Annotated in this window: 23 protein-coding genes and 2 tRNA genes; 8 read left to right on the top strand and 17 right to left on the bottom strand. The window is 68.2% G+C overall.

Annotation, left to right across the window (positions count from 1 at the left end; genetic code table 11):
* Positions 1-5: 5 nt before the first annotated feature.
* From AC07M8_RS03160 to AC07M8_RS03145, 4 genes are all read right to left on the bottom strand, one after another.
* On the bottom strand, positions 6-1,526 hold the full coding sequence (locus AC07M8_RS03160) for an XrtA system polysaccharide chain length determinant (protein WP_267414571.1): 1,521 nt from the start codon (positions 1,524-1,526) through the stop codon (positions 6-8).
* Positions 1,527-1,538: 12 nt separating this feature from the next.
* On the bottom strand, positions 1,539-2,183 hold the full coding sequence (locus AC07M8_RS03155) for an XrtA/PEP-CTERM system exopolysaccharide export protein (RefSeq protein WP_495172944.1): 645 nt from the start codon (positions 2,181-2,183) through the stop codon (positions 1,539-1,541).
* 211 nt (positions 2,184-2,394) lie between these two features.
* Entirely contained in the window at positions 2,395-3,606 is a 1,212-nt protein-coding gene (locus tag AC07M8_RS03150) for a pyridoxal-dependent decarboxylase, exosortase A system-associated (protein ID WP_495172943.1), read from the bottom strand.
* Entirely contained in the window at positions 3,603-5,096 is a 1,494-nt protein-coding gene (locus AC07M8_RS03145; protein ID WP_495172942.1) for an AMP-binding protein, read from the bottom strand. The genes AC07M8_RS03150 and AC07M8_RS03145 overlap by 4 nt, the downstream gene beginning before the upstream one ends.
* 101 nt (positions 5,097-5,197) lie before the next feature.
* Here AC07M8_RS03145 and AC07M8_RS03140 point away from each other — a divergent pair, with 101 nt between their 5' ends.
* From AC07M8_RS03140 to AC07M8_RS03130, 3 genes are read left to right on the top strand one after another with little or no spacing between them, the layout of a single operon-like run.
* Positions 5,198-5,455 carry an acyl carrier protein gene (locus tag AC07M8_RS03140; RefSeq protein WP_267397283.1) on the top strand — a complete coding sequence of 86 codons (258 nt, stop codon included), beginning with the start codon at positions 5,198-5,200 and terminating at the stop codon, positions 5,453-5,455.
* A 12-nt stretch (positions 5,456-5,467) separates the two neighbouring features.
* Complete coding sequence (locus tag AC07M8_RS03135; protein WP_495172941.1) at positions 5,468-6,181, top strand: hypothetical protein; 714 nt, start codon at positions 5,468-5,470, stop codon at positions 6,179-6,181.
* Positions 6,169-6,948: a hydrolase 1, exosortase A system-associated gene (locus AC07M8_RS03130; protein WP_495172940.1), complete on the top strand. Its 780-nt coding sequence runs from the start codon at positions 6,169-6,171 to the stop codon at positions 6,946-6,948. The genes AC07M8_RS03135 and AC07M8_RS03130 overlap by 13 nt, the downstream gene beginning before the upstream one ends.
* Before the next feature lie 460 nt (positions 6,949-7,408).
* Here the strand turns inward: AC07M8_RS03130 and trxB are convergent, their stop codons facing one another.
* Positions 7,409-8,377 (bottom strand): thioredoxin-disulfide reductase, encoded by a 969-nt coding sequence (gene trxB, locus AC07M8_RS03125; RefSeq protein ID WP_495172939.1) that lies wholly within the window; start codon positions 8,375-8,377, stop codon positions 7,409-7,411.
* 154 nt (positions 8,378-8,531) lie between these two features.
* Between trxB and AC07M8_RS03120 the strand changes: the two genes are divergently transcribed.
* The 3 genes from AC07M8_RS03120 to fdhD are packed head-to-tail and all read left to right on the top strand — an operon-like array spanning position 8,532 to position 12,108.
* On the top strand, positions 8,532-10,814 hold the full coding sequence (locus tag AC07M8_RS03120) for an FdhF/YdeP family oxidoreductase (RefSeq protein WP_495172938.1): 2,283 nt from the start codon (positions 8,532-8,534) through the stop codon (positions 10,812-10,814).
* Positions 10,781-11,314: a molybdenum cofactor guanylyltransferase gene (mobA, locus tag AC07M8_RS03115; RefSeq protein WP_495173136.1), complete on the top strand. Its 534-nt coding sequence runs from the start codon at positions 10,781-10,783 to the stop codon at positions 11,312-11,314. Before AC07M8_RS03120 ends, mobA begins: the two co-directional genes overlap by 34 nt.
* Positions 11,311-12,108, top strand: coding sequence for a formate dehydrogenase accessory sulfurtransferase FdhD (gene fdhD / locus AC07M8_RS03110; protein ID WP_495172937.1), 798 nt, complete (start codon positions 11,311-11,313; stop codon positions 12,106-12,108). The genes mobA and fdhD overlap by 4 nt, the downstream gene beginning before the upstream one ends.
* Here fdhD and AC07M8_RS03105 read toward each other — a convergent pair.
* The 4 genes from AC07M8_RS03105 to AC07M8_RS03090 all read right to left on the bottom strand — a co-directional run bounded on the left by AC07M8_RS03105 (position 12,105) and on the right by AC07M8_RS03090 (position 15,042).
* Positions 12,105-12,401: a hypothetical protein gene (locus AC07M8_RS03105; RefSeq protein WP_495172936.1), complete on the bottom strand. Its 297-nt coding sequence runs from the start codon at positions 12,399-12,401 to the stop codon at positions 12,105-12,107. The genes fdhD and AC07M8_RS03105 overlap by 4 nt on opposite strands.
* 90 nt (positions 12,402-12,491) lie before the next feature.
* A tRNA-Met gene (locus tag AC07M8_RS03100) sits at positions 12,492-12,568 on the bottom strand.
* Between the two features lie 45 nt (positions 12,569-12,613).
* Positions 12,614-13,138: a 2'-5' RNA ligase family protein gene (locus tag AC07M8_RS03095; RefSeq protein ID WP_495172935.1), complete on the bottom strand. Its 525-nt coding sequence runs from the start codon at positions 13,136-13,138 to the stop codon at positions 12,614-12,616.
* On the bottom strand, positions 13,135-15,042 hold the full coding sequence (locus tag AC07M8_RS03090) for a potassium transporter Kup (protein ID WP_267397290.1): 1,908 nt from the start codon (positions 15,040-15,042) through the stop codon (positions 13,135-13,137). The genes AC07M8_RS03095 and AC07M8_RS03090 overlap by 4 nt, the downstream gene beginning before the upstream one ends.
* 178 nt (positions 15,043-15,220) lie before the next feature.
* Between AC07M8_RS03090 and ald the strand changes: the two genes are divergently transcribed.
* Positions 15,221-16,327, top strand: coding sequence for an alanine dehydrogenase (gene ald / locus AC07M8_RS03085; protein WP_495172934.1), 1,107 nt, complete (start codon positions 15,221-15,223; stop codon positions 16,325-16,327).
* A 62-nt stretch (positions 16,328-16,389) separates the two neighbouring features.
* Positions 16,390-16,608: a DUF3072 domain-containing protein gene (locus tag AC07M8_RS03080; RefSeq protein WP_495172933.1), complete on the top strand. Its 219-nt coding sequence runs from the start codon at positions 16,390-16,392 to the stop codon at positions 16,606-16,608.
* A 221-nt stretch (positions 16,609-16,829) separates the two neighbouring features.
* On the opposite strand, the gene AC07M8_RS03075 is transcribed toward AC07M8_RS03080, so the two are convergent.
* The 8 genes from AC07M8_RS03075 to AC07M8_RS03040 form a co-directional block, all read right to left on the bottom strand.
* Positions 16,830-17,369: a tetratricopeptide repeat protein gene (locus AC07M8_RS03075; RefSeq protein ID WP_495172932.1), complete on the bottom strand. Its 540-nt coding sequence runs from the start codon at positions 17,367-17,369 to the stop codon at positions 16,830-16,832.
* Between the two features lie 83 nt (positions 17,370-17,452).
* Complete coding sequence (locus AC07M8_RS03070; RefSeq protein WP_495172931.1) at positions 17,453-17,830, bottom strand: cytochrome c-type biogenesis protein; 378 nt, start codon at positions 17,828-17,830, stop codon at positions 17,453-17,455.
* Between the two features lie 50 nt (positions 17,831-17,880).
* Positions 17,881-18,408: a DsbE family thiol:disulfide interchange protein gene (locus AC07M8_RS03065; RefSeq protein WP_495172930.1), complete on the bottom strand. Its 528-nt coding sequence runs from the start codon at positions 18,406-18,408 to the stop codon at positions 17,881-17,883.
* A complete protein-coding gene (locus tag AC07M8_RS03060; protein ID WP_495172929.1) occupies positions 18,405-20,342 on the bottom strand; it encodes a heme lyase CcmF/NrfE family subunit in 1,938 nt (645 codons plus the stop codon). The genes AC07M8_RS03065 and AC07M8_RS03060 overlap by 4 nt, the downstream gene beginning before the upstream one ends.
* Positions 20,339-20,785 (bottom strand): cytochrome c maturation protein CcmE, encoded by a 447-nt coding sequence (gene ccmE, locus AC07M8_RS03055; RefSeq protein WP_495172928.1) that lies wholly within the window; start codon positions 20,783-20,785, stop codon positions 20,339-20,341. Before ccmE ends, AC07M8_RS03060 begins: the two co-directional genes overlap by 4 nt.
* A gap of 100 nt (positions 20,786-20,885) precedes the next feature.
* A complete protein-coding gene (ccmC, locus tag AC07M8_RS03050) occupies positions 20,886-21,611 on the bottom strand; it encodes a heme ABC transporter permease CcmC (RefSeq protein ID WP_495172927.1) in 726 nt (241 codons plus the stop codon).
* Positions 21,612-21,728: 117 nt separating this feature from the next.
* Positions 21,729-22,775, bottom strand: coding sequence for a Glu/Leu/Phe/Val family dehydrogenase (locus tag AC07M8_RS03045; protein ID WP_495172926.1), 1,047 nt, complete (start codon positions 22,773-22,775; stop codon positions 21,729-21,731).
* Between the two features lie 25 nt (positions 22,776-22,800).
* A tRNA-His gene (locus AC07M8_RS03040) sits at positions 22,801-22,877 on the bottom strand.
* Positions 22,878-22,925 lie beyond the last annotated feature (48 nt).

Below are 22,925 nucleotides of genomic sequence, written 5' to 3'. Positions count from 1 at the left end.
CCCGCTCACGCCGCCATGCCGCGCTGGAGCACTTCGACGAACAGCAGCAGCACATAGGCTGCCGCCAGGCCCGCGCCGCCGCCGAGGAACAGCTTCAGCCGCTTGGCCCGCTGATCCGATTGCGCGCGCGTCACCACCTCGCCGATCGAGCCGATCACCGGCATGCCGGTGGCGCGCTCGAGCCGGGTGCCGGTCGCGAAGGTGGAGCGGAGCTGCCCCATCGCGAACGCCGCGCCGATCCCGGCGGCGACCCCGGCGATCAGCACGCCGGTGAGCAGCAGCATCCGGTTGGGTGCCGTGGGCGTGCGCGGGGTCGTCGGCGGGTCGATCACGCTGAACTTCACCGTATCGGTCTGGCTCTGCGCGTCGCCACGCAGCGCGATCTGCTGGCGCTGGGTCAGCAGCGTGTCATACTGGTCTTTCAGCACCTGATAGTCGCGATCGATCTGGCCCTGCTCGGCAGCGACCTGCGGGTCGCCCGCAAGCTTGGCGTTGAGCTGGTCGAGATCGCCCTGCAGCTGCGCCTTGCGCATCTTCAGCGCGGCGACCGCGGATTGCTTGTCGGCCGCCATCGATTGCAGCGACAGGTACAGCGGGTTGGGCGAGCCGCCCCCGGCGCCGCCGCCGGTCAGCGGCTCGCTGCGGGCGGCGGCCTGCGCCGCGACCAGCTGGCTCTTGAGCGCGATCACGTCCGGATGGTTCTCGGTATAGCCACGCGCGCGGGCATCGGCGAGCTGGCCCTGGATGGCGATCAGCCGCGCGCGGGCCGGGCCGGCCGTGCCCGCCCCACCGACGCCGGCGATGCTCTGCTGGGTGCCCGCCATCTGGCCCTGCACCGCGGCGAGGCTCGATTGCGCCGCGGCAAGATCGCCGTCGACCTGCGCCATCTGGCTGCGCGAGGCGCCGATCCGATCGCTCACCGATCCGGTGCCCGGCAGCGAGCCGAGATAGCGATTCTGGAAGTCGGCGCGCTTGGCCTCCGCGTCGGCGAGCTGCTTGGTGAGATCGTCGAGCTGCTTGTTGAGGAAGGTCAGGCTCTGGCTGGTCTGGCGGCGGTCGCCGGCCAAATTCTGCTCGACGAAGATGTCGATCAGCTTCTGGGTGATCGATCGCGCCAGCTTGGGGCTGGAGGCGGTGGTGGTGATCTGGAACAGGTTGTTCTGCTGGCTGTCCACCTTGATCGCATTGGCGAGCCCGGCCACCCGGTCGGCGACATCGCGGTCGCTCGACACGGTGTTGGCGAGATCGGTGCCGCGCACCACCTTTTCCAGGTTCACCGCCGAGATCAGCGTTTGCCGGATGGTGTCGACATTGTCCTGCTGGCTTTGCGCGGGCGCGTCCACCGAGGCGGGCAGCAGCGACTGCATCTGCACGAACACCCGCGCCCGCGATTCGTAACGGCTCGGCATCTGCGACACCACGAACCAGCCGAGCACGCACACGCCCCAAGCGACGCCCAGCGCCAGCCAGCGCCGCGTCCAGATTGCGTGCAGCGCGAGCCGCACCTCATCGTAAATGCCGTTCACCCCCGCGGCCCCTCAGAACATCGATTCGGGGATGATGATCACGTCGCCGGGCTGCAGGCCGACGTTGGCGCTGCTGTCGCCCTTCTTGAGCAGGTCGGCGATCTGCAGCCGATATTCGTGCTGCTCGCCGGTCTTGCGATCGTGGCGCACCAATTTGGCCTTGTTGCCAGCGGCATATTGGTTGAGCCCGCCCACCGCGATCATCGCGTCGAGCAGCGTCATGTTGGCGCGGTACGGGATGGAGGCGGGCTTCTCGGTCGCGCCGATGATCCGCACCTGCTGGCTGTAGGTGCCGGAGAAATTCTCGACGATGACGGAGACGATCGGGTCCTTCACATAGTCGCCCAGCGCCGCCTTCATGTCGGCGGCGAGCATCGACGGCGTCTTGCCGACTGCGGGCATGTCGTTGATCAGCGGCGTGGTGATGCGGCCATCGGGGCGCACCTGCACCTTGGCCGATAGTTCCGGGTTGCGCCACACGAAGATGTTGAGCTGGTCGAGCGGCCCGATCACATATTCCTCGCCGGGCTGCTCCTTGCTCGCGACATAGGTGGCGGGCGGCAGCTGCGGGCGATTGCCGTCGCTCGCACACGCGCTCAGCGTCGACGCGGCCAGGCCGGCGATGAGGAGGGAACGGACGGCAACCCCGGAACGCATAGTCAGTCTCCTGTCGGCGCGCCGCGAACGGCAGGCGCACGATTGGCTTGATCCGGAGGTATGAGGTAAGAGAGGTGAAGATAGCGTTAGGAACGCTGTGACAGCCCGGACGCCGCGACTAACAACCGACGTTCATTCCCCCGTTCGTGCTGAGCCTGTCGAAGCACAGTGAGACTCATGCCCTTCGACAAGCTCAGGGCGAACGGCTTGCCTAGGCGATGATCTCCGCGGCCGGAGGATGCCCCAGGAACGCCGCCGGGCTCGCCGAGGCGCCATAGGCCCCCGCCAGGAACACCGCGACCAGATCGCCCGGCGCGCCGTGCGGCAGCCCGACGCGGTCGCCGAGCCGGTCGAGCGGCGTGCACAGCGGTCCCACCACCGATACCGTCTCGCTCGCCGCCGCGCCCATCTGTGCGGCAAGCGCGAGCGGGTAGTTGCGCCGCACCACCGTGCCGAAATTGCCCGACGCGGCGAGCTGGTGGTTGAGCCCACCGTCGGTGACGAGGAAGGTCTCGCCGCCGCTCTCCTTTCGGTCGACGATCCGGGTCAGATACACCCCCGCTTCCGCCACCAGCCAGCGGCCGAGCTCGATTGCGAACCGGCAATCCGCCAGCACCGCGGGCCGCGACGCCAAGGCGTCGGCGAGCGCCGCGCCGACCCGCTCGATGTCGAGCGCGACGTCGCCGGCGAAATAGGGCACGCCAAAGCCACCACCGAGGTTGACCAGTGGCGGCGCCGCGCCGGCCTCGTCGGCCAGCTGCGCGGCGAGCGCCAGCGTCGCGCTTTGAGTGTCGATGATCGCCTGCGGGTCGAGCGCCTGGCTGCCCGCATAGATGTGGAAGCCCCGCCAGTCCGCCCCCGCCGCCACGATGCGCCGTACCAGCGCCGCGGCGCGCACCGAGTCCACCCCGAATGGCGACGGGCGCCCGCCCATCTTCATCCCCGAGCCGCGCAGCTCGACATCGGGGTTGACCCGCACCGCGAGCCGCGGCGCCGTCCCCAGCGCCTCGCCGATCGCGATCGCCCGCGCCGCCTCGCCCTCCGATTCGACGTTGAGCGTCGCCCCCGCCGCCACCGCGGCGCGCAATTCGTCGTCGCGCTTGCCCGGTCCGGCGAAGCTGATCGCGCTCGCCGGCTTCACCGCCAGCGCCGTTGCCAGCTCGCCACCCGAGGCGACATCGAGTCCGTCCACCCACGGCGCCACTGCCGCGAGCAGTGCCGGCAGCGGATTGGCCTTGATCGCATAATGCAGATCGACCCCCGCGAACGCCGCGCGGAACCGCACCACCCGCGCCGCGATGATCGCGCGGTCGTAGACGAACACCGGCGTCTCCACCGCCCACGCGCTGGCCGGCCGCCCGGCGATCACCAACTCGCCCTGCTGGCCGGCGAATTCCGCCGGCAACGGTCCCATCGGCTTCATGCCGTCACCTCGGCGCGGATGCCGGCGCGATCGAGCTTGCCGTTGGCGTTGCGCGGCAGGTTGTCACGCCACGCATAGCGCGCCGGCTGCATGAAGCTCGGCAGCATCGCCCGCAACCGCGCCCGCAGCGCCGCCTCACCCGCCGGGTCGCCCGCCAGCACCACCACGATCGCCTGCCCAAGCCGCTCGTCGGCGACCCCCACCGCCACCGCCTCGCGCGCCTCGCCGCCGGCGAGCACCGCTTCCTCCACCTCGAGCGGGCTGATCCGGTTGCCCGCCGACTTGATCATCTCGTCGTCGCGCCCGACGAAGCGGAACAGCCCGTCCGCGCCCTCGATCACCGTGTCACCTGACCACACCGCCATGCCCCCGCTCCTGGCCCAATCGGGCGCCGGCCGAAACCGCTGCGCCGTACGCTCGGAGTCGCGCCAATAGCCCTGTGCCACCAGCGGCCCGGCATGGACCAGCTCGCCCGGCACCCCCACCGCGCGGCGGCCGTCCGCCGCCACCGCCATCACCTCGGCAAAGGGGATCGCGCGCCCCATCGCTTGCGGATGGGCATCGATCAGCGCGGGATCGAGATAGGTCGAGCGGAACGCCTCGGTCAGCCCGTACATCGCGAACAGCCGCGCCTCGGCAAACCGGTCGCGCAGCCCGCGCACCAGCCGCGGCGTCAGCGCGCCCCCCGAATTGGTCAACCGCCGCAGCCGCGCCGCGGTCGCCGCCGGCCAATCCGCCTCGAGCAACTGCACCCACAAGGGCGGCACCCCGGCGAGCGTCGTCGCCCCGACCCGGTCGACCGCCTTCACCACGTCGCGCGCGGTGAGATAATCGAGCGGCGCCACCGCCGCCCCCGCTGCCCAGGTCGAGAACAACTGGTTCTGCCCATAATCGAAGCTTAGCGGCAGCACGCCGAGCACGCGATCGTCCGGCTCCAGCGCCAGATAATGCGCCACCGCGATCGCCCCCAGCCACAGATTGGCGTGGCTCAGCATCACCCCCTTGGGCCGCCCGGTCGATCCCGAGGTATAGAGGATCGCCGCCAGATCGTCCGGATCTGCCGCCGATCGCCCCGGCCCCGCCCCCGCGAGCGGCACCGCGCGCTCGTCCACCACCCTCGTTGTCGACACGTCGACAGGATCGAGCGTCGTCGCTCGCGATCCTTGCGTCACCAGCAGCGCGGCGCCGCTGTCGGCGAGGATATGCGCCACCTGCGCGCGCCTCAGCGCCGGGTTGATCGGCACATGGACAAACCCTGCCCGCGCCGCGGCGAGCGGCATCACGCACGCCAGCCGCGTCTTGGGCAGCCAGCTCGCCACCCGCGCACCCGGCGCCAGCCCCTGAGCCGCCAGCCATGCTGCCGCCGCCGTCACCGCCGCCTCAACCTCGGCGAAGCGCCAGTCCCCTGCACGATCGACCAATGCCACGGCGTCGGGCGCGCCGCGCAGGACGTGATCGATCGGACAGGGCTGTGGGTCGAGGCTGATCATCGCCCCCTCATAGCGCCTCCCCGTTGCCGAATTCACCCCCGGCGATTATCGCGACGCACAACCATGGATCCCGACGAGGCCCCGATTTGCTCCCCGAAGGCATGAACCAGGTCGATCAGACCGTCCGCGCGGTGCTCGCGGACGTGCTCGGCCTCTCCCCCGAGCGCACCGCCGCCTTTACCGCGGCGACGCCGCTGTTCGGCGCATTGCCCGAGCTCGATTCGATGGCGGTCGCCGGCGTCCTCACCGAGATCGAGGACCGGCTCGGCATCCTGATCGAGGATGATGAGGTTGATGGCGACATGCTCGAGACGTTCGGCGCGCTGGTCGCATTTGCCGCGGGCAAGGCGCTGGTCTAGCCTCCGCCCGGCATGGCGCCGCGCTTCGATCACTATGACTGGCCCGGCGGCCGCGAGACGCTGCTGCGGTTCGGCCCCGATCATGGGCCGGTGGTGATCGCGCTGCTGCCGCTGTTCGAGGAAGCCAACCGCACCCGCACCTTCACCGTCGGCCTGCTGCGCAAACTGGCCGACCGCGGCATCGCCAGCCTGCTGCCCGATCTGCCGGGGCAAGGCGAAAGCCTCGTGCCGCTCGCCGCGTTGACTGGTACGGCGATGACCGAGGCTGTCGCGGCGCTGGCCGATCGCTGCGGCGCCGAAGGTAGCCAGGTCTATACGCTCGGCATCCGCAGCGGCGCGCTGCTCGATACTCGGGCCCGGCTCGGCGGCCGCTGGCGGTTCAGCCCGCAAACCGGCGACGAGCTGCTCCGCGAGCTGCGGCGCGTCTGGCAGGCCGCCGGCCATCGCGGCGGCGCCGAGGCGATGATGGACCCGGGCGCCGGGCCGATCGAGATCGCGGGCAACCGCCTGTCCGCGCCGCTGCTCGCGTCCTTCGCCGGCGCAACACCGTTCGACCAGCCCGGCGTCCCCCGCCGCGTGATCCGCCTCGCCACCGACCCCGCGCCCGCTGACCGCAGGATCGACGCCGCCCCGCTGTGGCGCCGCGCCGAACCCGGTGACGACCCCGCGCTTGCCGCTCTGCTCACCGACGACATCGCCCAGTGGCTCGCCGCATGCGACGCCTGATCGCCTTTCCGTGCGAGCGCGAGACGCTGATCGCCACGCTCGATCCCGCCGCCGGCCGCACCGGCCTGCTGATCGTCTCGGGCGGCAACGAGCCCCGGATCGGCGCCCACCGCGGCATGGCGCTGCTCGCCGAGCGCATCGCCGCCGCGGGCCATCCGGTGTTCCGCTACGACCGCCGTGGCATCGGCGATTCGACCGGTGACAATCGTGGCTTCCTCGGTGCCCGGGCCGACCTGATCGCCGCCGCCGCCGCCTTTCGCGCCGAGGCGCCGCAGCTCGATACGCTGCTCGGCTTCGGCAATTGCGACGCCGCCAGCACCCTCGCCTTGTTCGGCCGCGACGCCGGCGTCGACAGGCTGCTTCTCGCCAACCCCTGGGTGATCGACCAGCCCGACGATCTCCCCCCCGCCGCCGCGATCCGCGCCCGCTACCGCGAGCGCCTGCGCGACCCCGCCACCTGGCGGCGCCTGATCAGCGGCAAGATCGATTTAGCGAAATTGGTCAAAGGCTTGAAGAAACTGGCTACCACCCCGTTGCAACCCGATGACCTTGCCAGGCGTGTCACCCAAGCCATCGCTGACTGGGGCGACCAGGCGCGCATCCTACTCGCCGCGGGCGACGCCACCGCAATCGCCTACCAGGCCGCGGCCACCGGCGCGTCGACCAGAACGACGATCATCGACACAGATTCCCACAGCTTCGCCCGCGAAGCCGACCAGCACCAAGTGCAAGCCGCCATAACAGCCGCCCTGACAGCCACCGCCTAACCGTCATCCCAGCGAACGCTGGGATCTCCCGCCGCACGCCGTTCGGATCAACAAAAAGGATGTTCGCGCGGAGACGCGGAGGCGCGACGATGCGGCGCCAGCATCAGCCGTTGCCCGATCCGCCAGCCGAGCTCGAACCGCTCCGCGGAGATTCGAACCAGCCGGCCACCACATGCCTCGTCACGCCGGACTTGTTCCGGCGTCTACTCCGCCTTCAAGGGATTTGCAGCGCGAGGCCCCGGAAGACTCCGGAACAAGTCCCGCGTGACGAAGGGACAAGCGCGCCCGCAAGGCCCCTCCGCGCCTCCGCGCGAACCACCTTCTTCTCTGAAACGCTCGCTCACGCCGACAGGCAGTCCCACTCTCCAACGTCACCCCGACTTGCACCGACGTGACGATGGCGCCCTGCATCCCTTTCTTCGCGCCATCGCGCCTTCGCGCGATCATCAAATCCAGAAGCCTATTCAGCCGCCTCGGCCAGCTCGGCAAATTCCGCCGCCGCCAGGAAGCGCTCGGCGTCCAGTGCCGCCATGCACCCGGTCGCCGCCGCGGTTACCGCCTGACGATACACCTTGTCGGCGACGTCGCCACAGGCGAATACGCCCGGCACGCTGGTCCGCGTCGATCCCGTCTCCACCGCGACATAGCCGTCGCTGTCGAGATCGAGATGGCCACGGAACAGCTCGGTCGCGGGATGGTGCCCGATCGCGACGAAGCCGCCGTCGACGTCCAGCCGGCTATGCTCGCCGGTCACCGTGTCCTCGAGCTCCAGCGCCACCAGCCCCGACGTGCCGCCGCCGTCCACGAATGCACGCACTTCCTTGTTCCACAACACGGTGATCCCCGGATGGGCGTGCAGCCGCTCCTGCAGGATCCGCTCGGCGCGTAGGCTGTCGCGCCGGTGGATCAGGGTCACGTCGGGCGAATGGTTGGTGAGGTACAGCGCCTCCTCCACCGCGGTGTTGCCGCCGCCGATCACCGCCACCTTCTTGCCGCGATAGAAGAAGCCGTCGCAGGTCGCGCAGGCGGAGACGCCCTTGCCCTTCATCGGCTCCTCGCTGTCGATCCCCAGCCACTTGGCCTGCGCACCGGTGGCGATCACCAGCACCTCGCCCTCGTAAACGTCGCCGCCGTCGCCGATCAGCCGGAACGGCCGCCGCGACAGATCGACCTCGACGATCGTGTCCCACATCATCCGCGTGCCGACATGCTCGGCTTGGCGTTGCATCTGCTCCATCAGCCACGGCCCCTGGATCACCTCGGCAAACCCCGGGTAATTTTCGACATCGGTGGTGGTGGTGAGCTGCCCGCCCGGCTGGATGCCCTGCACCACGATCGGGTTCATCCCGGCGCGCGCGCCGTAGATGGCGGCGGACAGACCGGCCGGGCCGGAGCCGAGGATGAGCATGCGGGTCGAGTGGGTGGTCATGGGACGGCCTTGTGGTGGACGGGGTGACGAACGGACGAAGGAAGAATCACCCCTGATCTAGGTGATGAGGACGCGAATTTGAACCGTCGCTAAATCTGTTGCCGCTGCATCGAAATCTGGGGCACCGCGTTGACCTGCCAGCGGAGGGTAAAGTGTGACCGACAAGATCGATATCGAACCATATACCGGACCAGCAGGCGGCTGGGGATCGATGAAGTCGGTCGCGGAAATCAGCATCCGCGAGAAGGTCGGGCCCGAAACCGCGCGCGAACTCACCCGCCAGAACAAGCCGGGCGGCTTCATGTGCGTGAGCTGCGCCTGGGGCAAACCCGCGCACCCGCACATCGCCGAATTCTGCGAGAATGGCGCCAAGGCGACCGCCTGGGAGCTGACCAGCTATCGCAACACCCCGGCCTTCTTCGCCGAGCATACCGTCACCGAGCTGCGCACTTGGAAGGATTATGATCTCGAACAGGCCGGGCGGCTCACTCATCCGCTCAGATATGATGCGAGCAGCGATCGCTATGTTGCGGTAAGCTGGGAAGAAGCGTTTGCCGACATCGGCGCGCATCTCAAGACCTACGATCCCAAGAAGGTGGTGTTCTACGCCTCGGGCCGCGCCAGCCTCGAGACCTCGTACATGTGGGGGCTGATGGCGAGGATGTACGGCAGCCAGAATCTGCCGGATTCGTCCAACATGTGCCACGAGACCACCTCGGTCGGTCTCAAGTCGGCGATCGGTTCGCCGGTCGGCACCATCCATCTCGCCGACTACGACGAATGTGATGCGATCTTCTATTTCGGCCAGAATCCGGGCGTCAACAGCCCGCGCTTCCTCCACCCGCTGCGCAGCTGCGCCAAACGCGGCGTTGAGATCGTCGTGTTCAACCCGCTCAAGGAGCGTGGGCTCGAGCGCTTCACCGATCCGCAGAACCCGCTCGAGATGGCGACCGGCAAGTCCACCCCGATCGCCAGCCAATATCATCAGGTAAAGGCTGGCGGCGACATCGCCGCGCTGATGGGCATCTGCAAGTTCGTGATCGAAGCCGATGACAAGGCGCGCAAGAACAACGCGCCGGCGGTGCTCGATCACGCCTTCCTTGTCGAGCACACCAAGGGCTTCGACGCCTTCGCCGCCAAGGCGCGCGCGACCAGCTGGACCGAGATCGAGCGCGAGAGCGGCCTCGCCCGCGCCGACCTCGAAGCGGCGGGCGCGGTCTATGCCCGTTCGCAGCGGGTGATCGCGGTCTATGGCATGGGTCTCACCCAGCATGTCGGCGGAATCGACAACGTCCACATGCTGGTCAACATGATGCTGCTGCGTGGCAACATCGGCAAGCCGGGTGCCGGCATGGGCCCGGTCCGCGGCCACTCCAACGTCCAGGGCCAGCGCACCGTCGGCATCACCGAAAAGCCCGAGCTGGTGCCGCTAGACCGGATCGCCGAGCAGTTCGGCTTCGAGCCGCCGCGCGACAAGGGCTGGGACACGGTCGCGGCATGCGAGGCGATCGTCAAGCGCGAGGCTCAGGCTTATATCGGCCTCGGCGGCAACCTCGCCCGCGCGGTGCCCGATACTGCCGAGATCGAGCCCGCCTGGCGCGATCTCGATCTCACCGTCACCATCGCCACCAAGCTCAACCGCACCCATCTGCTGCCCGGCAAGACCTGCTATCTGCTGCCCTGCCTCGGCCGCATCGAGACCGACGAGCAGGCCGCCGGCGCCCAGGCGGTGACGATGGAGGATTCGTTCAGCCGCATCTACGGCTCGCGCGGCCGCGCGACACCCGCGGCGGAGACGCTCCTGTCCGAACCGGCGATCCTGGCGGGTATCGCCAAGGCGACGCTCGCGCCCAATCCCAAGCTCGACTGGGATGCCTGGGTCGCCGATTATGGCGTGATCCGCGACGCGATCGAGATCACCTATCCGGACAAATTCTCCCGCTTCAACGAACGGATGTGGACCCCGGGCGGCTTCTGGAAGGGTGTCGAGGCGTCGCACCGCCAGTGGCTCACCGAAAGCGGCAAGGCGGAGATCAACATCCCCAAGGCGCTGAACGCCACCGGCTTTGCCGAATCCGCCGGCCGTTTCCGACTGATGACGCTACGCTCCAACGATCAGTTCAACACCACCATCTACGGCTATTCGGATCGCTTCCGCGGCATCAACGGCACCCGCGACGTGGTGCTGATGAACCGCGCCGACATGGCCCGCATGGGCCTCGCCGGGCATGACAAGGTCGATCTGGTCGGCGACGCCGGCGACAATGGCGAGCGGCGCGTGTCCGGGCTGCTGGTGGTGCCCTACGACATCCCCGCCGGCTGCATTGGCGCCTATTATCCCGAATGCAACATCCTCATACCGGTTGCTCACCACGCCGTGGAAAGCCATGTTCCCGCAGCGAAATCCGTGCCGGTGCGGGTGGAGAAGTCGGCCTGATCCTCGCGGCCATCCTCGCCGGCGGCCGCTCGAGCCGTTTCGGTTCCGACAAGGCTGCTGCCCTATTTCAGGGTCGGTCGCTGTTGGCGCATATGCGTGAGGTTAGCGAAGTTAGCGCCGACGCGGTGGTGATCGTCGGGCGCGCTGAAGGCATCCCCGATCTGCCCGCGCCCGGCCTCGGCCCGCTCGGCGGCATCGCAGCGGCGCTCGACTATGCCGCCGATCACGGCTTCGCCAGCGTCCTCACCTTGCCCTGCGACATGCCGGGCGTGCCCCCCGCGCTGGTCGAGGCCCTGCTCCGCCGCGCGCCGGCCTATTGCGCCGACGCCCCGGTGATCGGCCACTGGCACGCCGCGGTCGGTGCCCAGCTCCTCGCCCACCTCGACCGCGGCGAGGATCGCTCGGTGCGCCGCTGGGCCCTTATGATAGGCGCCATCCCGATCGCCTCGTCCGTCCCCCTTGCCAACATCAACACGCCGGCCGACCTGTCGGCGCTATGACGCCTACCCGCCACGAACAGACCCTCATCCTCCGCCCCGATGGCAGCGCCACGCCCGGCACCCGCGAGGTCGCGGTCGAGGCGCCGGTCGCGATCGAGGTGGATGGCCTCGGCTACGCGGTGATGATGATGACCCCCGTTGATCTCGAGGTGTTCGCGATCGGCTTCATGCTCACCGAGCGGCTGGCGGATAGCGCCGCCGACGTCGTCGCGGTCGAGCCGTTCGAGGCCGAGGCCGGCTGGATCGTCCGCGTCGTCCTCGCGCCGCGCTGCGCCGGCCGCATCCACGACCGCGTCCGCCACCGCACCAGCGACTCCAGCTGCGGCCTGTGCGGCATCTCGGGGCTCGAGCAGCTGCGCCGCCCCGTCGCGACGATGCCCGCCGCGCCCCTAGCCAGGCCTTCCGCGCTGTTTGCCGCACTAGGCGGCCTGCGCGCCCACCAGCCGCTCAATGCGCTCACCGGCGCCGTCCATGCCGCGGCGGCGTGCGACGACGAGGGCGCGATCCTCGCCGCCTGCGAAGACGTCGGCCGCCACAATGCGCTGGACAAGCTAGTCGGCACCCTGGCGCAGCGCGGCGACGCCGGCGGCAGCGACTTCATTATCGTAACCTCGCGGATCAGCTTCGAGATGGTCGACAAGGCGCTGGTCGCGGCGACGCCGATGCTCGTCGGCATCTCGGCCCCCACCAGCACGGCGATCGATCACGCCCGCGAGCACGGCCTCACCCTCGCTGCGCTGGCCCGTGGCGATTCGATCCTGGTGCTCAACGATCCCTTTGCGGCCTTCGCCTAGCGCTCCCAGCCCCACAGATGGGCGGACCAATAGCGGATGCCGTCGAACAGGCCGTTGAACCAGCTGAGGAACTGGTGCCGATAATAGCCATCAAGGCAGCTCGCATCGACGACAACGAGGACGGTGAGCACCGCCACCCACAGCAGCGTGCGGTTGATCGGTTGCTTGTCACGGACCAGCTTCACCTCGGTGTTGCGGCGATCGGCGAGGCGGCGCTCCGGGCCGGCGTAAGCCGGGCTCGGATGCTGGCGGCGCTCGATCCTGCGCCGTTCGTTGGGAAAGTGGTACGCCATGCCCCGTCTTCTGCCACGCCTCACGGAGGCTGATGCCCCACCATGACCGACAAAGATTGACGAAGCGTTCGCGCTGGTAAGGTAGCCCAATGGTAGCGGAGGAGGGACTTGAACCCCCGACCCCAGGATTATGATTCCCGTGCTCTAACCAGCTGAGCTACTCCGCCCTACCGATTGGGAGCGGCGCCTATAAGAGCGGAACAATGGCATCGTCAAGCGAACATGTGACGAGACAGCGGCTCCCACGGCCCGCCGCGGTACCACCAGGTGGCAAGACCTGCGATCTCGATGTCGCGCGGGGCGAAATCGCGCGACAGCGTTGCCATCAGCACCTTGGCGATGGCGGGCTGGACCTTGTTTTGGATGGTGATGTGCGGGCGCCACCCCGCCGCGTCCTGCGGCGTCAGCAGCCCCGTAAATGCCTCGGCGAGCGCTTGGCGGATGGCAACGAGCCCCGGCGCCTCGATCCGATAGGCGACCCCGCGCCCGAGCGACATCAGCCCGCCGACCCGCGCCACCGGCGCGCGGACTCCGCGCGTCTCCTCCACCAATCGGTGCTTGAGCTCGGCCTCGCTCGACGGCGGCAGATGGTGGAACATCGTCAGGTGCGCCGCGAGCTGGTTGCGCTCGGGCGGGAAGAATTCTGCCCGCTGCGCATCGAACCAGCCCTGATCGCGCCGCCCGAGCAGCGCGGTGACGATGATCGGTGCCGCGCCGCCGCCCAGCGACGACGTCAAATCTCCACCTGGCTGCCGAGTTCGACCACGCGATTGGTAGGAAGGCGGAAGAACTCCATCGCGCTCTCGGCGTTGCGCAGCATCCAGGCGAACAGTTTCTCGCGCCAGATCATCATGCCGGGCCGCTCCGACGGCAGCAGCGTCTGCCGCGACAGGAAGAAGCTGGTGTCCATCATCTTGAAGTCGCTGCCGCATTCATGGACGCGATGCAGCGCAGCGGGCACGTCCACCTCCTCCATGAAGCCGTAGCGCAGCACCAGGCGGTAGAAGCCCTCGCCCATCGGCTGGCGGTCGGCGCGCTCGGCCTCGGGCCAGTAAGGCTGGCCGACGATCTTGACGGTGAGCAGGATCACCCGCTCGTGGAGCACCTTGTTGTGCTTGAGGTTGTGCAGCAGCGCGTGCGGCACACCGTCCGACGCCGACGTCATGAACACCGCGGTACCCGGCACCCGGCTCGCTGAGCTCGCGGCCGAGGTGATGAACACCTTGATCGGCATCGCTGCCTCGTGGAGCCGCTCCATCATCAGCTTGCGCCCCTTCGACCAGGTGGTGAGGAAGGTGAAGATGATCAGTCCGACCAGCAGCGGGAACCAGCCACCGTCAGGCACCTTGGTGAGATTGGCGGTGAAATAGGCGCCATCGACCAGGAAGAACACCGCGAGCAGCGGATAAGCGGCGTAGCGCGGCCAGTTCCACAACCGGGTCAGCGCCACGCCCAGCAGGCACGAATCGATGAACATCGCGCCCGTCACCGCAATGCCATAGGCCGAGGTGAGGTTGGACGAGGTGCGGAAGAACAGCACGAGCAGGATGACCATCGTCATCAGCGCCCAATTGACCAGCGGGATGTAGATCTGCCCCGCGGTTGCGGCGCTGGTATGCTCGATCCGCAGCCGCGGCATGAAGCCGAGCTGGATTGCCTGCTGCGTTACCGAGAAGGCGCCCGAGATCACCGCCTGGCTGGCGATGATCGCCGCCATTGTCGCCAGCAGCACCAGCGGCAGCTGGAGATTGTCCGGCGCCAGCATGTAGAACGGACTGCGCAGCGCGGCGCTGCCCTCGCGGAACAGCAGCGCCCCCTGCCCCATATAGTTGCACATCAGCGCCGGCAGCACGAACACCAGCCATGACAGGCCGATCGGCCTGCGCCCGAAATGCCCCATGTCGGCATAGAGCGCCTCGGCGCCAGTGACGGCGAGCACCACCGATCCCAGCGCCAGGAAGGCGCGGACGGGGTCAATCAGGAAGAACTCCACCGCATAATGCGGCGACAGCGCCCACAGCACGCCGGGCGTCTTGGCGACGCTGAGCAGGCCGAGCACGGCGATGACGGTAAAATACACCAGCATGATCGGCCCGAACACCAGCCCGATCCGCGCGGTTCCGCTCTTCTGCACCCAGAACAGCGCAATCAGGATCGCGATCACGATCGGCAGCACAAGGTTGGTAAAGGCGGGCGCGGCGATCGCCAGGCCTTCGACCGCGCCGAGCACCGTCACCGCAGGCGTGATCATGCTGTCGCCGTAGAACAGCGACGTCGCGAACACGCCGAGCAGGATGATGCCGGCGGACCAGCGCTTGCTCTTGGTGCGACCCGAGACGAGCGCGAGCAGCGCCAGGCTGCCGCCTTCGCCCTTGTTGTCGGCCCGCATGATGATCACGACATATTTGATCGTCACCACGATCATCATCGACCAGAACATCAGGCTGATCACGCCCATGATGTGCGCGGGGTCGAGCGTCAGCTTGTGGTGGCCCGCGAAGGTCTCGCGGAAAGCGTATAGCGGACTGGTGCCGATATCGCCGAAGACGATGCCGATTGCGCCCACGGCGAGCTTGAGCATGCCCTCGCTATGGCCGTGGCCATGGCTGTCTTCGTCGCGCGCTGCTGGCAGCGCGGCCATTGCGGGCTCGCTCACAGGACGCGTAACGCCCCGGGAAGTCGTGCAAAATGCGCCATGTTCACAGCCTGTTCTTCGCCCCTCGAAGGGCGCCACTTAGCATGGGCAGCGGAACGCAGGCAACGGGACAGCCCATCCTCGCCTCTGTATAGGCGCCTCCATGCTAACTGGAGAGATAGTGATGCGAGTCGGTGTTCCCAAGGAGATCAAGAACCACGAATACCGCGTGGGCCTGACCCCGCCATCGGTGGCGGAACTGGTCGCTGCCGGCCACGAGGTGGTGGTGGAAACCGGCGCCGGCGCCGGAATCGATTTCGACGACGACGCCTATGTCGCAGCGGGCGCGTCGATCCTGCCCGATGCGCGATCGGTGTTTGCCGGCGCGGACATGATCGTGAAGGTCAAGGAGCCGCAGGCCGGCGAGATCGCGATGCTCGAACCGCGCCACCTACTGTTCACCTATCTGCACCTTGCTGCCGACAAGCCGCAGGCCGAGGGGCTGATCGCCTCGGGCGCGACCTGCATCGCCTATGAGACCGTGACCGCAGCCCGCGGCGGCCTGCCGCTGCTCAAGCCGATGAGCGAAGTCGCCGGCCGGATGTCGGTGCAGGTCGGCGCGCATTATCTCGAGAAGGAACAGGGCGGCCGCGGCGTGCTGCTCGGCGGTGTGCCCGGCGTCGCCCCGGCCAAGGTGGCGATCCTCGGTGGCGGCGTGTCGGGCGTCAACGCCGCGCAGATGGCGGTCGGCATGCGGGCCGATGTCACCATCTATGACATCTCGAACGATCGACTCGCCGAACTCGACATGTTCTTCTCGAGCCAGATCAAGACGGCCTATGCTTCCAAGGCGGCGATCGCCGCCGCGGTGAAGAGCGCGCATCTGGTGATTGGTGCGGTGCTGGTGCCCGGCGCCGCCGCCCCCAAGCTGGTGACGCGCGAGATGGTCAAGACGATGAAGCGCGGCGCGGTGATGGTCGACATCGCCATCGATCAAGGCGGGTGTTTCGAGACCAGCCACGCCACCACCCATGAAGATCCGGTCTTCGAAGTGGACGGCGTCACCCATTATTGCGTCGCCAACATGCCGGGCGCCGTGGCGCGGACGTCTGCCATCGCCCTCAACAATGCGACGCTACCGTTCGCGATCAAGCTCGCGACCTTGGGCGCCGACGCGGCGATGAAGGCGGACCCGCATCTAGCCAATGGGCTCAACGTCTCGGCCGGCAAGATCCGCCACCAGGCCGTCGCCGAAGCGCTCGACCTGCCGTTCGAGGCCTGGGCCGGCTAAGCGCGGCCGCAAGGGAACGAAAAAGGAACACGGCGGTTGGGGTCTCCTGAAAGGAAGACCCCATGACCGACACGCCCAATCCCAAGGACCACCCCACCGGCAACGCCGAAAAGAACCCGGACGACTGGACCACCGGCGGCGAGCCGATGACCGGCGCCCAGGCCAGCTACCTCAAGACGCTGAGCGAAGAAGCACATGAGGAGTTCGACGACGCGCTGAACAAGGCCGATGCCTCCAAGCGGATCGACGAGCTGCAGGCGGAAACCGGCCGCGGGCAGTAAGGCCTGCGTCGCCGTACGTGGTACGACGTTCGATCGGGCCAGCCGCTTCCCGCCAAGGCTGGAGTGGCTGGTCCCCGATCCCGGCAAAAAGCGCGACGTTAAAGCGAATTACGTCGCTTCCCTCGTCATCCTGAACTTGTTTCGGCCTTCGATCGATTCGCTCAACGGGCCTTAGGTCTTAAAGATGTAAAAGGCGGCACGCCTGCTAGCCGGCGGCCTGCCTACTTTTGCGCAGCGAGATAACGGTCCAGCAACGCGAGACGCACCGCGATATCCGGCCGATACGAAGCGGAGGCCGACGTCAATGCCAGCGCTTTCGCCCAATGATCCCGCGCCGTCCGGAAGTCGTTGCTGCGCACCGCCGCCAGCCCCAGAAAGAAGCGCGGTGCTGGGTGCCTCGGCGACAGGCGGATCGCCTGCTGAAACGCAAAAAGCGCCGGTGGCGACAGCTGTCCTCCATCATGCGCCGCCAGGGCGGTGCCGAGCGCGGTCCACAGCATCACGCTTTCGGGAATATGGCTGATCCCGCCGAGGATCACTCGCACAGCCGCATCGCGATTGCCCGATCGCGCCATCGCATCGGCCGCCGCGAGGTAGGGATAGTCGCCACTGAATGTGCCCAGCATCCGGTTGCGCAGGTCGATTACTACAGGATCCTCGGCGTCGACGTGGAGGTCAGACTGCGTCGGTTGTGCAGGCAGCAACGGCCGGCCCTGCCAAGCATAGCCGGCCGCCGCGAGCATCAGCGCCGCGCCGAGCATCGACCATAATGGCCGGCGCACGCCGAGCCTGATTGCCGCTGCCAGCGCGGCAAGGCCAAGCAGCAGAAGCGCGATCCAGCCCATCAACGCCGCCGCCGGAAGCTCGAGCGCGCGATCGCCGCGCCGATCAGCAGCAGCGCGAGCGGCGTCAGCCACAAGGGCCAGGTCGCCGCGCCGAGCGGCGGATCATAGGTAACGTAGGCGCCATAGCGATCGATCAGCCAGCGGCGCACCGCGGCTGGGGTGTCACCTTGACGGATCCGTTCGCGCACCATCGATCGCATGTCGCCAGCCATCGCCGCATCGCTGTCGGCGATCGACTGGCCCTGGCACACCAGGCAACGAAGAGTACCCATCAAGGCACGCGCCGCCGCTTCCTGGCCAGGATCGCGCAACTGGGTGTTGGCGAGCGGCGCTGCCGGCGTCGACGGGTCCGCCGACGCCCCGACGGGCGCCAGCATCAGCATGGCAGCCGACCAGACGACACCGGCAACGCGTCGACCCCGGGCCATCATCGAGCGGCTCGCACGGCGGCGGCGATCGCATCGACCTCGTCGGCCCGAATATCGCCGACGTGCTGGAGAACGATCCTTCCCCGACCATCGACCACGAAGCTTTCGGGAACGCCCGACGACCCCAGGGCGAGCTGGACGGCACTCTGCGGATCGTCGCCGACATGGGCGTACGGATCGCCGTTGCGGGCAAGAAAGTCGGCGAGCGCCGGTGCGGTATCGCGGATCGCCACCCCCTCGATCGGTACGCCCAGCTCCTTCAGCCTCATCAGCTGCGGCGCCTCGGCGGCGCAGGGAATGCACCAGCTCGCGAACACGTTGAGCAGACGCGGCTGCCCCTGCCGGAACACCGCCACGTCCAACCCCGGTTTCCCCGCTGCCAGCGGCGCGAGGCGGAACGCGGGCAGCGGCTTGCCGATCATCGCCGAGCGAACCGTGCGGTCGGCGGGCTTGAGCAAGCCGAGCGCGACGACCGCGAACACGGCCGCAAACGCCGCCAGCGGCAGCCACAGCAGCCAGCGCCTCATGCCCAATACTCCGCCAGAGCACGAAGCTGCGACCGTCGCTCGCGCTGCCAACGCCCGACCAGCGAGAGCAGACCGCCGAACGCCACCAGCACACCGCCAAGCCAGATCAGCGTGACGAGCGGCTTCCACCACAGCCGCAGCTGCCAGCGTCCGTCACCGTTGGGCTGGCCAAGCACCGTATAAAGCTGGCCATCCCAGGCGGTGGCGATCGCGCTTTCGTTGGTGGTCGTCGCCGGCGTGCTGAAGAAGCGCGATTGCGGGCGCAGGATCAGCGTGTCGTCGTCGCGGGTGGCGCTGAGCCGCGCTTCGAGCGCAGACCAATTGTCACCCACCACCGGCTTGATACCATCGAGCCGCACCACATAGGGGCCTACCGCCACCGGCTGGCCGACCGTCGCTGCGACCAGGGTCTCGCTGGTGAAGGCGCTGTCGCAGGCCATGCCAGCCAGGCTGACGGCGATGCCGAAATGGGCGATAACCATGCCCCAAGTGAACAGCGGAATGCGCCGCACTGCCCGGCCGGTGACCGGGATCACGCTGGCGACGGCAAGCCCCGCGGCCAGCGACAGGCCGAGGAACGGCAGCAAGCCGATGTCCGCGAACACCACCAGCCCGGCGGCGGCAAAGCAGCTCGCGCCGATCGGCCAGATCAGCCGAGCGATCAGCGCCGTTGGCTCGTCGCGACGCCAGCGCAGCAGTGGCCCCACCGCCATCGCCACCACCAGCGCGAGCGCGATCGGCCCCGCCGCCTTGTTGAAGAACGGCGGCCCGACCGAGAGCTGCACGCCGAAGCTTGCCGCCACCAGCGGGTAGAGCGTCCCGATCAGGACAATGCCGAGGATTACCGACAACAGCAGGTTGTTGAGCACCAGCCCGCCCTCGCGGCTGATCAGTTCGAAGGTGTTGCCGATCCGCACGGTGCCGATCCGCGCGGCGAACAGCGCCAGCGCGCCGCCGATGTAGATGGCGAGCAGGGCGAGGATGAAGGCGCCCCGCGCCGGATCCACCGCAAAGGCGTGGACGCTGGTGAGGATTCCCGAGCGCACCAGGAAGGTGCCGACCATCGACATCGAGAAGGCGACCACCGCGAGCATGATCGTCCAGGCGCGCAGACCGTCACGGGCGGCGAGCACCGTCACCGAATGGAGCAATGCGGTCGCCGCCAGCCAGGGCATCAGCGACGCATTCTCCACCGGGTCCCAGAACCACCAGCCGCCCCAGCCGAGTTCGTAATAGGCCCAGTAGGAGCCGGCGGTGATGCCGAGGGTGAGAAAGATCCATGCGCCGAGCACCCATGGCCGCATCGCGCGGGCGAACACCGGGCCGACGTCGCGGGTAACCAGCGCGCCGACCGCAAAGGAGAAGGCGATCGAGATGCCGACATAGCCGATGTACAGCGTCGGCGGATGAAAGGCGAGGCCGGGGTCCTGGAGCAGCGGGTTGAGCCCCAGACCGTCCGACGCGGCGGGATTGAGCCTCGCGAACGGGTTGGAGGCGAACAGCAGGAAAACGTAGAAGCCGAGTGCGATCGCCGCCTGCGCGCCGAGCGTGGCGGTCAACGTCGCCTCCGGCAGTCGCCGCTCGAACACCGCGACCGCTGTGCCGCCAAGACCGAGGATCGTCACCCACAGCAGCATCGAGCCTTCGTGATTTCCCCAGGCGCCGGCAAACTTGTACAGCCACGGCTTGGCGGAATGGCTGTTCTCCACCACCAACTTGACCGACATGTCGGAGTCGAGGAACACGCCGATCAGCATCGCCATCGCGATCAGGACCAGTGCGCCCTGGATGATCGCCACTGGTCGCACCGCAGCCAGCAGGTCGGCACCAACCGGCGACGTCGACGATCGAACCGCCAGCCCGGCGACGAGCAGTTGCAACGCCGCTAACGCCGCAGCCAGCCACAACGCCGCCAACCCTGCCTCGGCCATCATTGCGCCAGCGTCCTGGTCTCGTGCATCGCCCCCGCTTTGGTCTTCACCATCGGCGGTGGCATGTACTTCTCGTCATGCTTGGCAAGCAGGTTGGTCGCGGTGAAGCTGCCGTCGCGGTTGAAATGCCCCTCGGCGACCACGCCCGATCGCTCACGAAACAGATCGGGCACGATGCCGGCGAATTGCACCGGCGTGGTTGCCTGCCCATCGCCGACCACGAAGCGCACGGTCACCCCGTCGTCGGCACGGTGGATAGAGCCCGCTTCGACCATCCCGCCGAGGCGCACCGCGCGGCCGAGCGGCAGACCGTCTCGCTTCACGTCAGATGGCGCGTAGAAGAACGCGGCCTGGTCCTTGAGCGCCGACAGCGCCAGCACCCCCGCCGCGACCACGGCGGCGAGCGCGAGCAGGGCAAGCGTGAGACGTTGGTGGCGCGGCTTCATCGCCGCTCCGCGCGGCGCATCGCCCAAAAGCTCACCAGTGCGACGATCGCGCCGCCAGCCAGGGTGATGCCATAAGCGGTGGCGACGAACGGCCAGGGGTTCATGCCCGCGCCATCCGCCGCATCCGCGCCTCGGCCTTGGCGGTCGCGAGCATCGCGCGCATCCGCATCAGCACGATGGCGGCGAAGAACAGGCTGAACCCGATCAGCATGATGGGCAGCGGCCATAGGATGGAGGAATCGATCGACGAGCGGGTAAGGCCGATGCTTGGCCCCTGGTGGAGCGTGTTCCACCACACCACCGAGTAACGGATGATCGGCAGCAGCACCGAACCGGCGATGCCGTAGAGCGCTGGGATCCTGCCGTCTCCCCCGCGCTCGGCATCGGCGCGGGCCAACGCGATATAGCCGCAGTAGACGAAGAACAGCAGCAGCATCGAGGTCAGCCGGCCATCCCATTGCCACCAGGTTCCCCAGGTCGGCCGGCCCCAGATCGATCCGGTGACAAGGCACAGCGCCGCGAACGTCGCGCCGGGCAGCGCGATTGCGCGCGCGGCGATCTGCGCCAGCGGATGCCGCCACACCAGGAATGCGATGCTTGCGATCGCAATGCCGCTCCAGCCGCCCATGCCGAGCCACGCCGCGGGAACGTGAATGTACAGGATCCGCACCGTCTCGCCTTGCAGATAGTCGGGCGGTGTCTGGGTCAGCCCGGCCCAGCAGCCGATCGCGATCAGCAAGACGCCGGCCCAGGTGAGCAGCGGCGTCAGCGGCCGGGCGATCTGGAGGAAGCGCGCAGGCTTGGCGAGGGCGTGAAGGGCTGACACGATCTGTGGGTGATATGGCCAAAATGGCGCCGCGTCACCTGCCCGCGCGACGGGCTGCCCCGACTTTAGAAACCAGGAAGGATGGCGCTGACGCGATGCGTTGTCAGGTCGTCAGCCTTAACGGCCGATCAGCCGCTCGGCCTGGATGTCGGCGACCTCGGCCGCGGAGGTGCCGGTGCGCTCGCTTTCGTCCCAGATCGCGTCGAGGCGGCCCGGAATCTTGGCGATCCGCGCCATCACCTCGGCCTCGTCGCCCTGGCCGAGATATTCAAGCCCGACATTGATGATCCCGCCGGCGTTGATCACATAATCTGGGGCATAGAGGATGCCGCGCGCGTGGAGACGATCGTAATCCTCACGGGTGGCAAGCTGATTGTTGGCACCACCGGCAACAACCTTGGCGGTCAGCGTCGGGATAGTCGCCTCGGTGAGGATCGCGCCGAGCGCGTTGGGGCTGAAAATATCGGCCTCGACGCCGAGGATGGCGCCCGCGGCAACCGTCTCTGCGCCGAGTTCGTCGGCGAGCGCGGCGGCGCGTGCCGCATCGACATCGGCGAGGGTCAGCTTGGCGCCGTCTTTGGCGAGCAGCCGGGCAAGCCCGCCGCCGACCGAGCCGACGCCTTGGATGGCGACGTGCACGCCCTGCATGTCTGACGCGTTCAGCCCGCGCTTGGCGGCGGCCTTGACGCCGAGATAGATGCCGTGGGCGGTATAGGGACCGGGGTCGCCGCCCGCCGCACCGCTCGCGACGGGCAGGCCGGAGACGTAGCGGGTCTCGCCGGCGATCACCTTCATCCGCGCTTCGGACATGCCGACGTCTTCGGCGGTGACATATTTGCCGCCGAGCGATTCGACCGCGCGGCCGAAAGCCTGGAGCTGTTCGGTCGAGATCACCTGGCCTGGGCGATCGGCAAGGATCACGCCCTTGCCGCCACCGAGCTCCAGCCCGGCCATCGCGTTCTTGAAGCTCATCCCGCGCGATAGCCGCAGCGCGTCGGTGATGCCTTGGGCGGCATCGGCATAATGCCAGAAGCGCGCGCCGCCGGCCGCTGGGCCGAGGTGGGTGGAGTGGATCGCGATCACGGCGCGGAGGCCCGACGCGGGATCCGTGAACAGATGGACGCCCTCATGGTCGTCAAAGTCAGCGAATCCCCAGCCAGCCATCGCGCATCTTTTCGCAAAAAGGGAATGGGGCGACCGACGGGACTTGAACCCGCAACATCCGGCATCACAAGCCGACGCTCTAACCAATTGAACTACGATCGCCGCGAAGGATCGTGCCCCTAGCCGGGGTGATCACGGCCCGTCAAGGCA

The sequence above is a fragment of the Sphingomonas sp. GW821-FHT09E03 genome, assembly GCF_059416225.1.
This window is presented reverse-complemented; position numbering and strand designations above follow the sequence as displayed.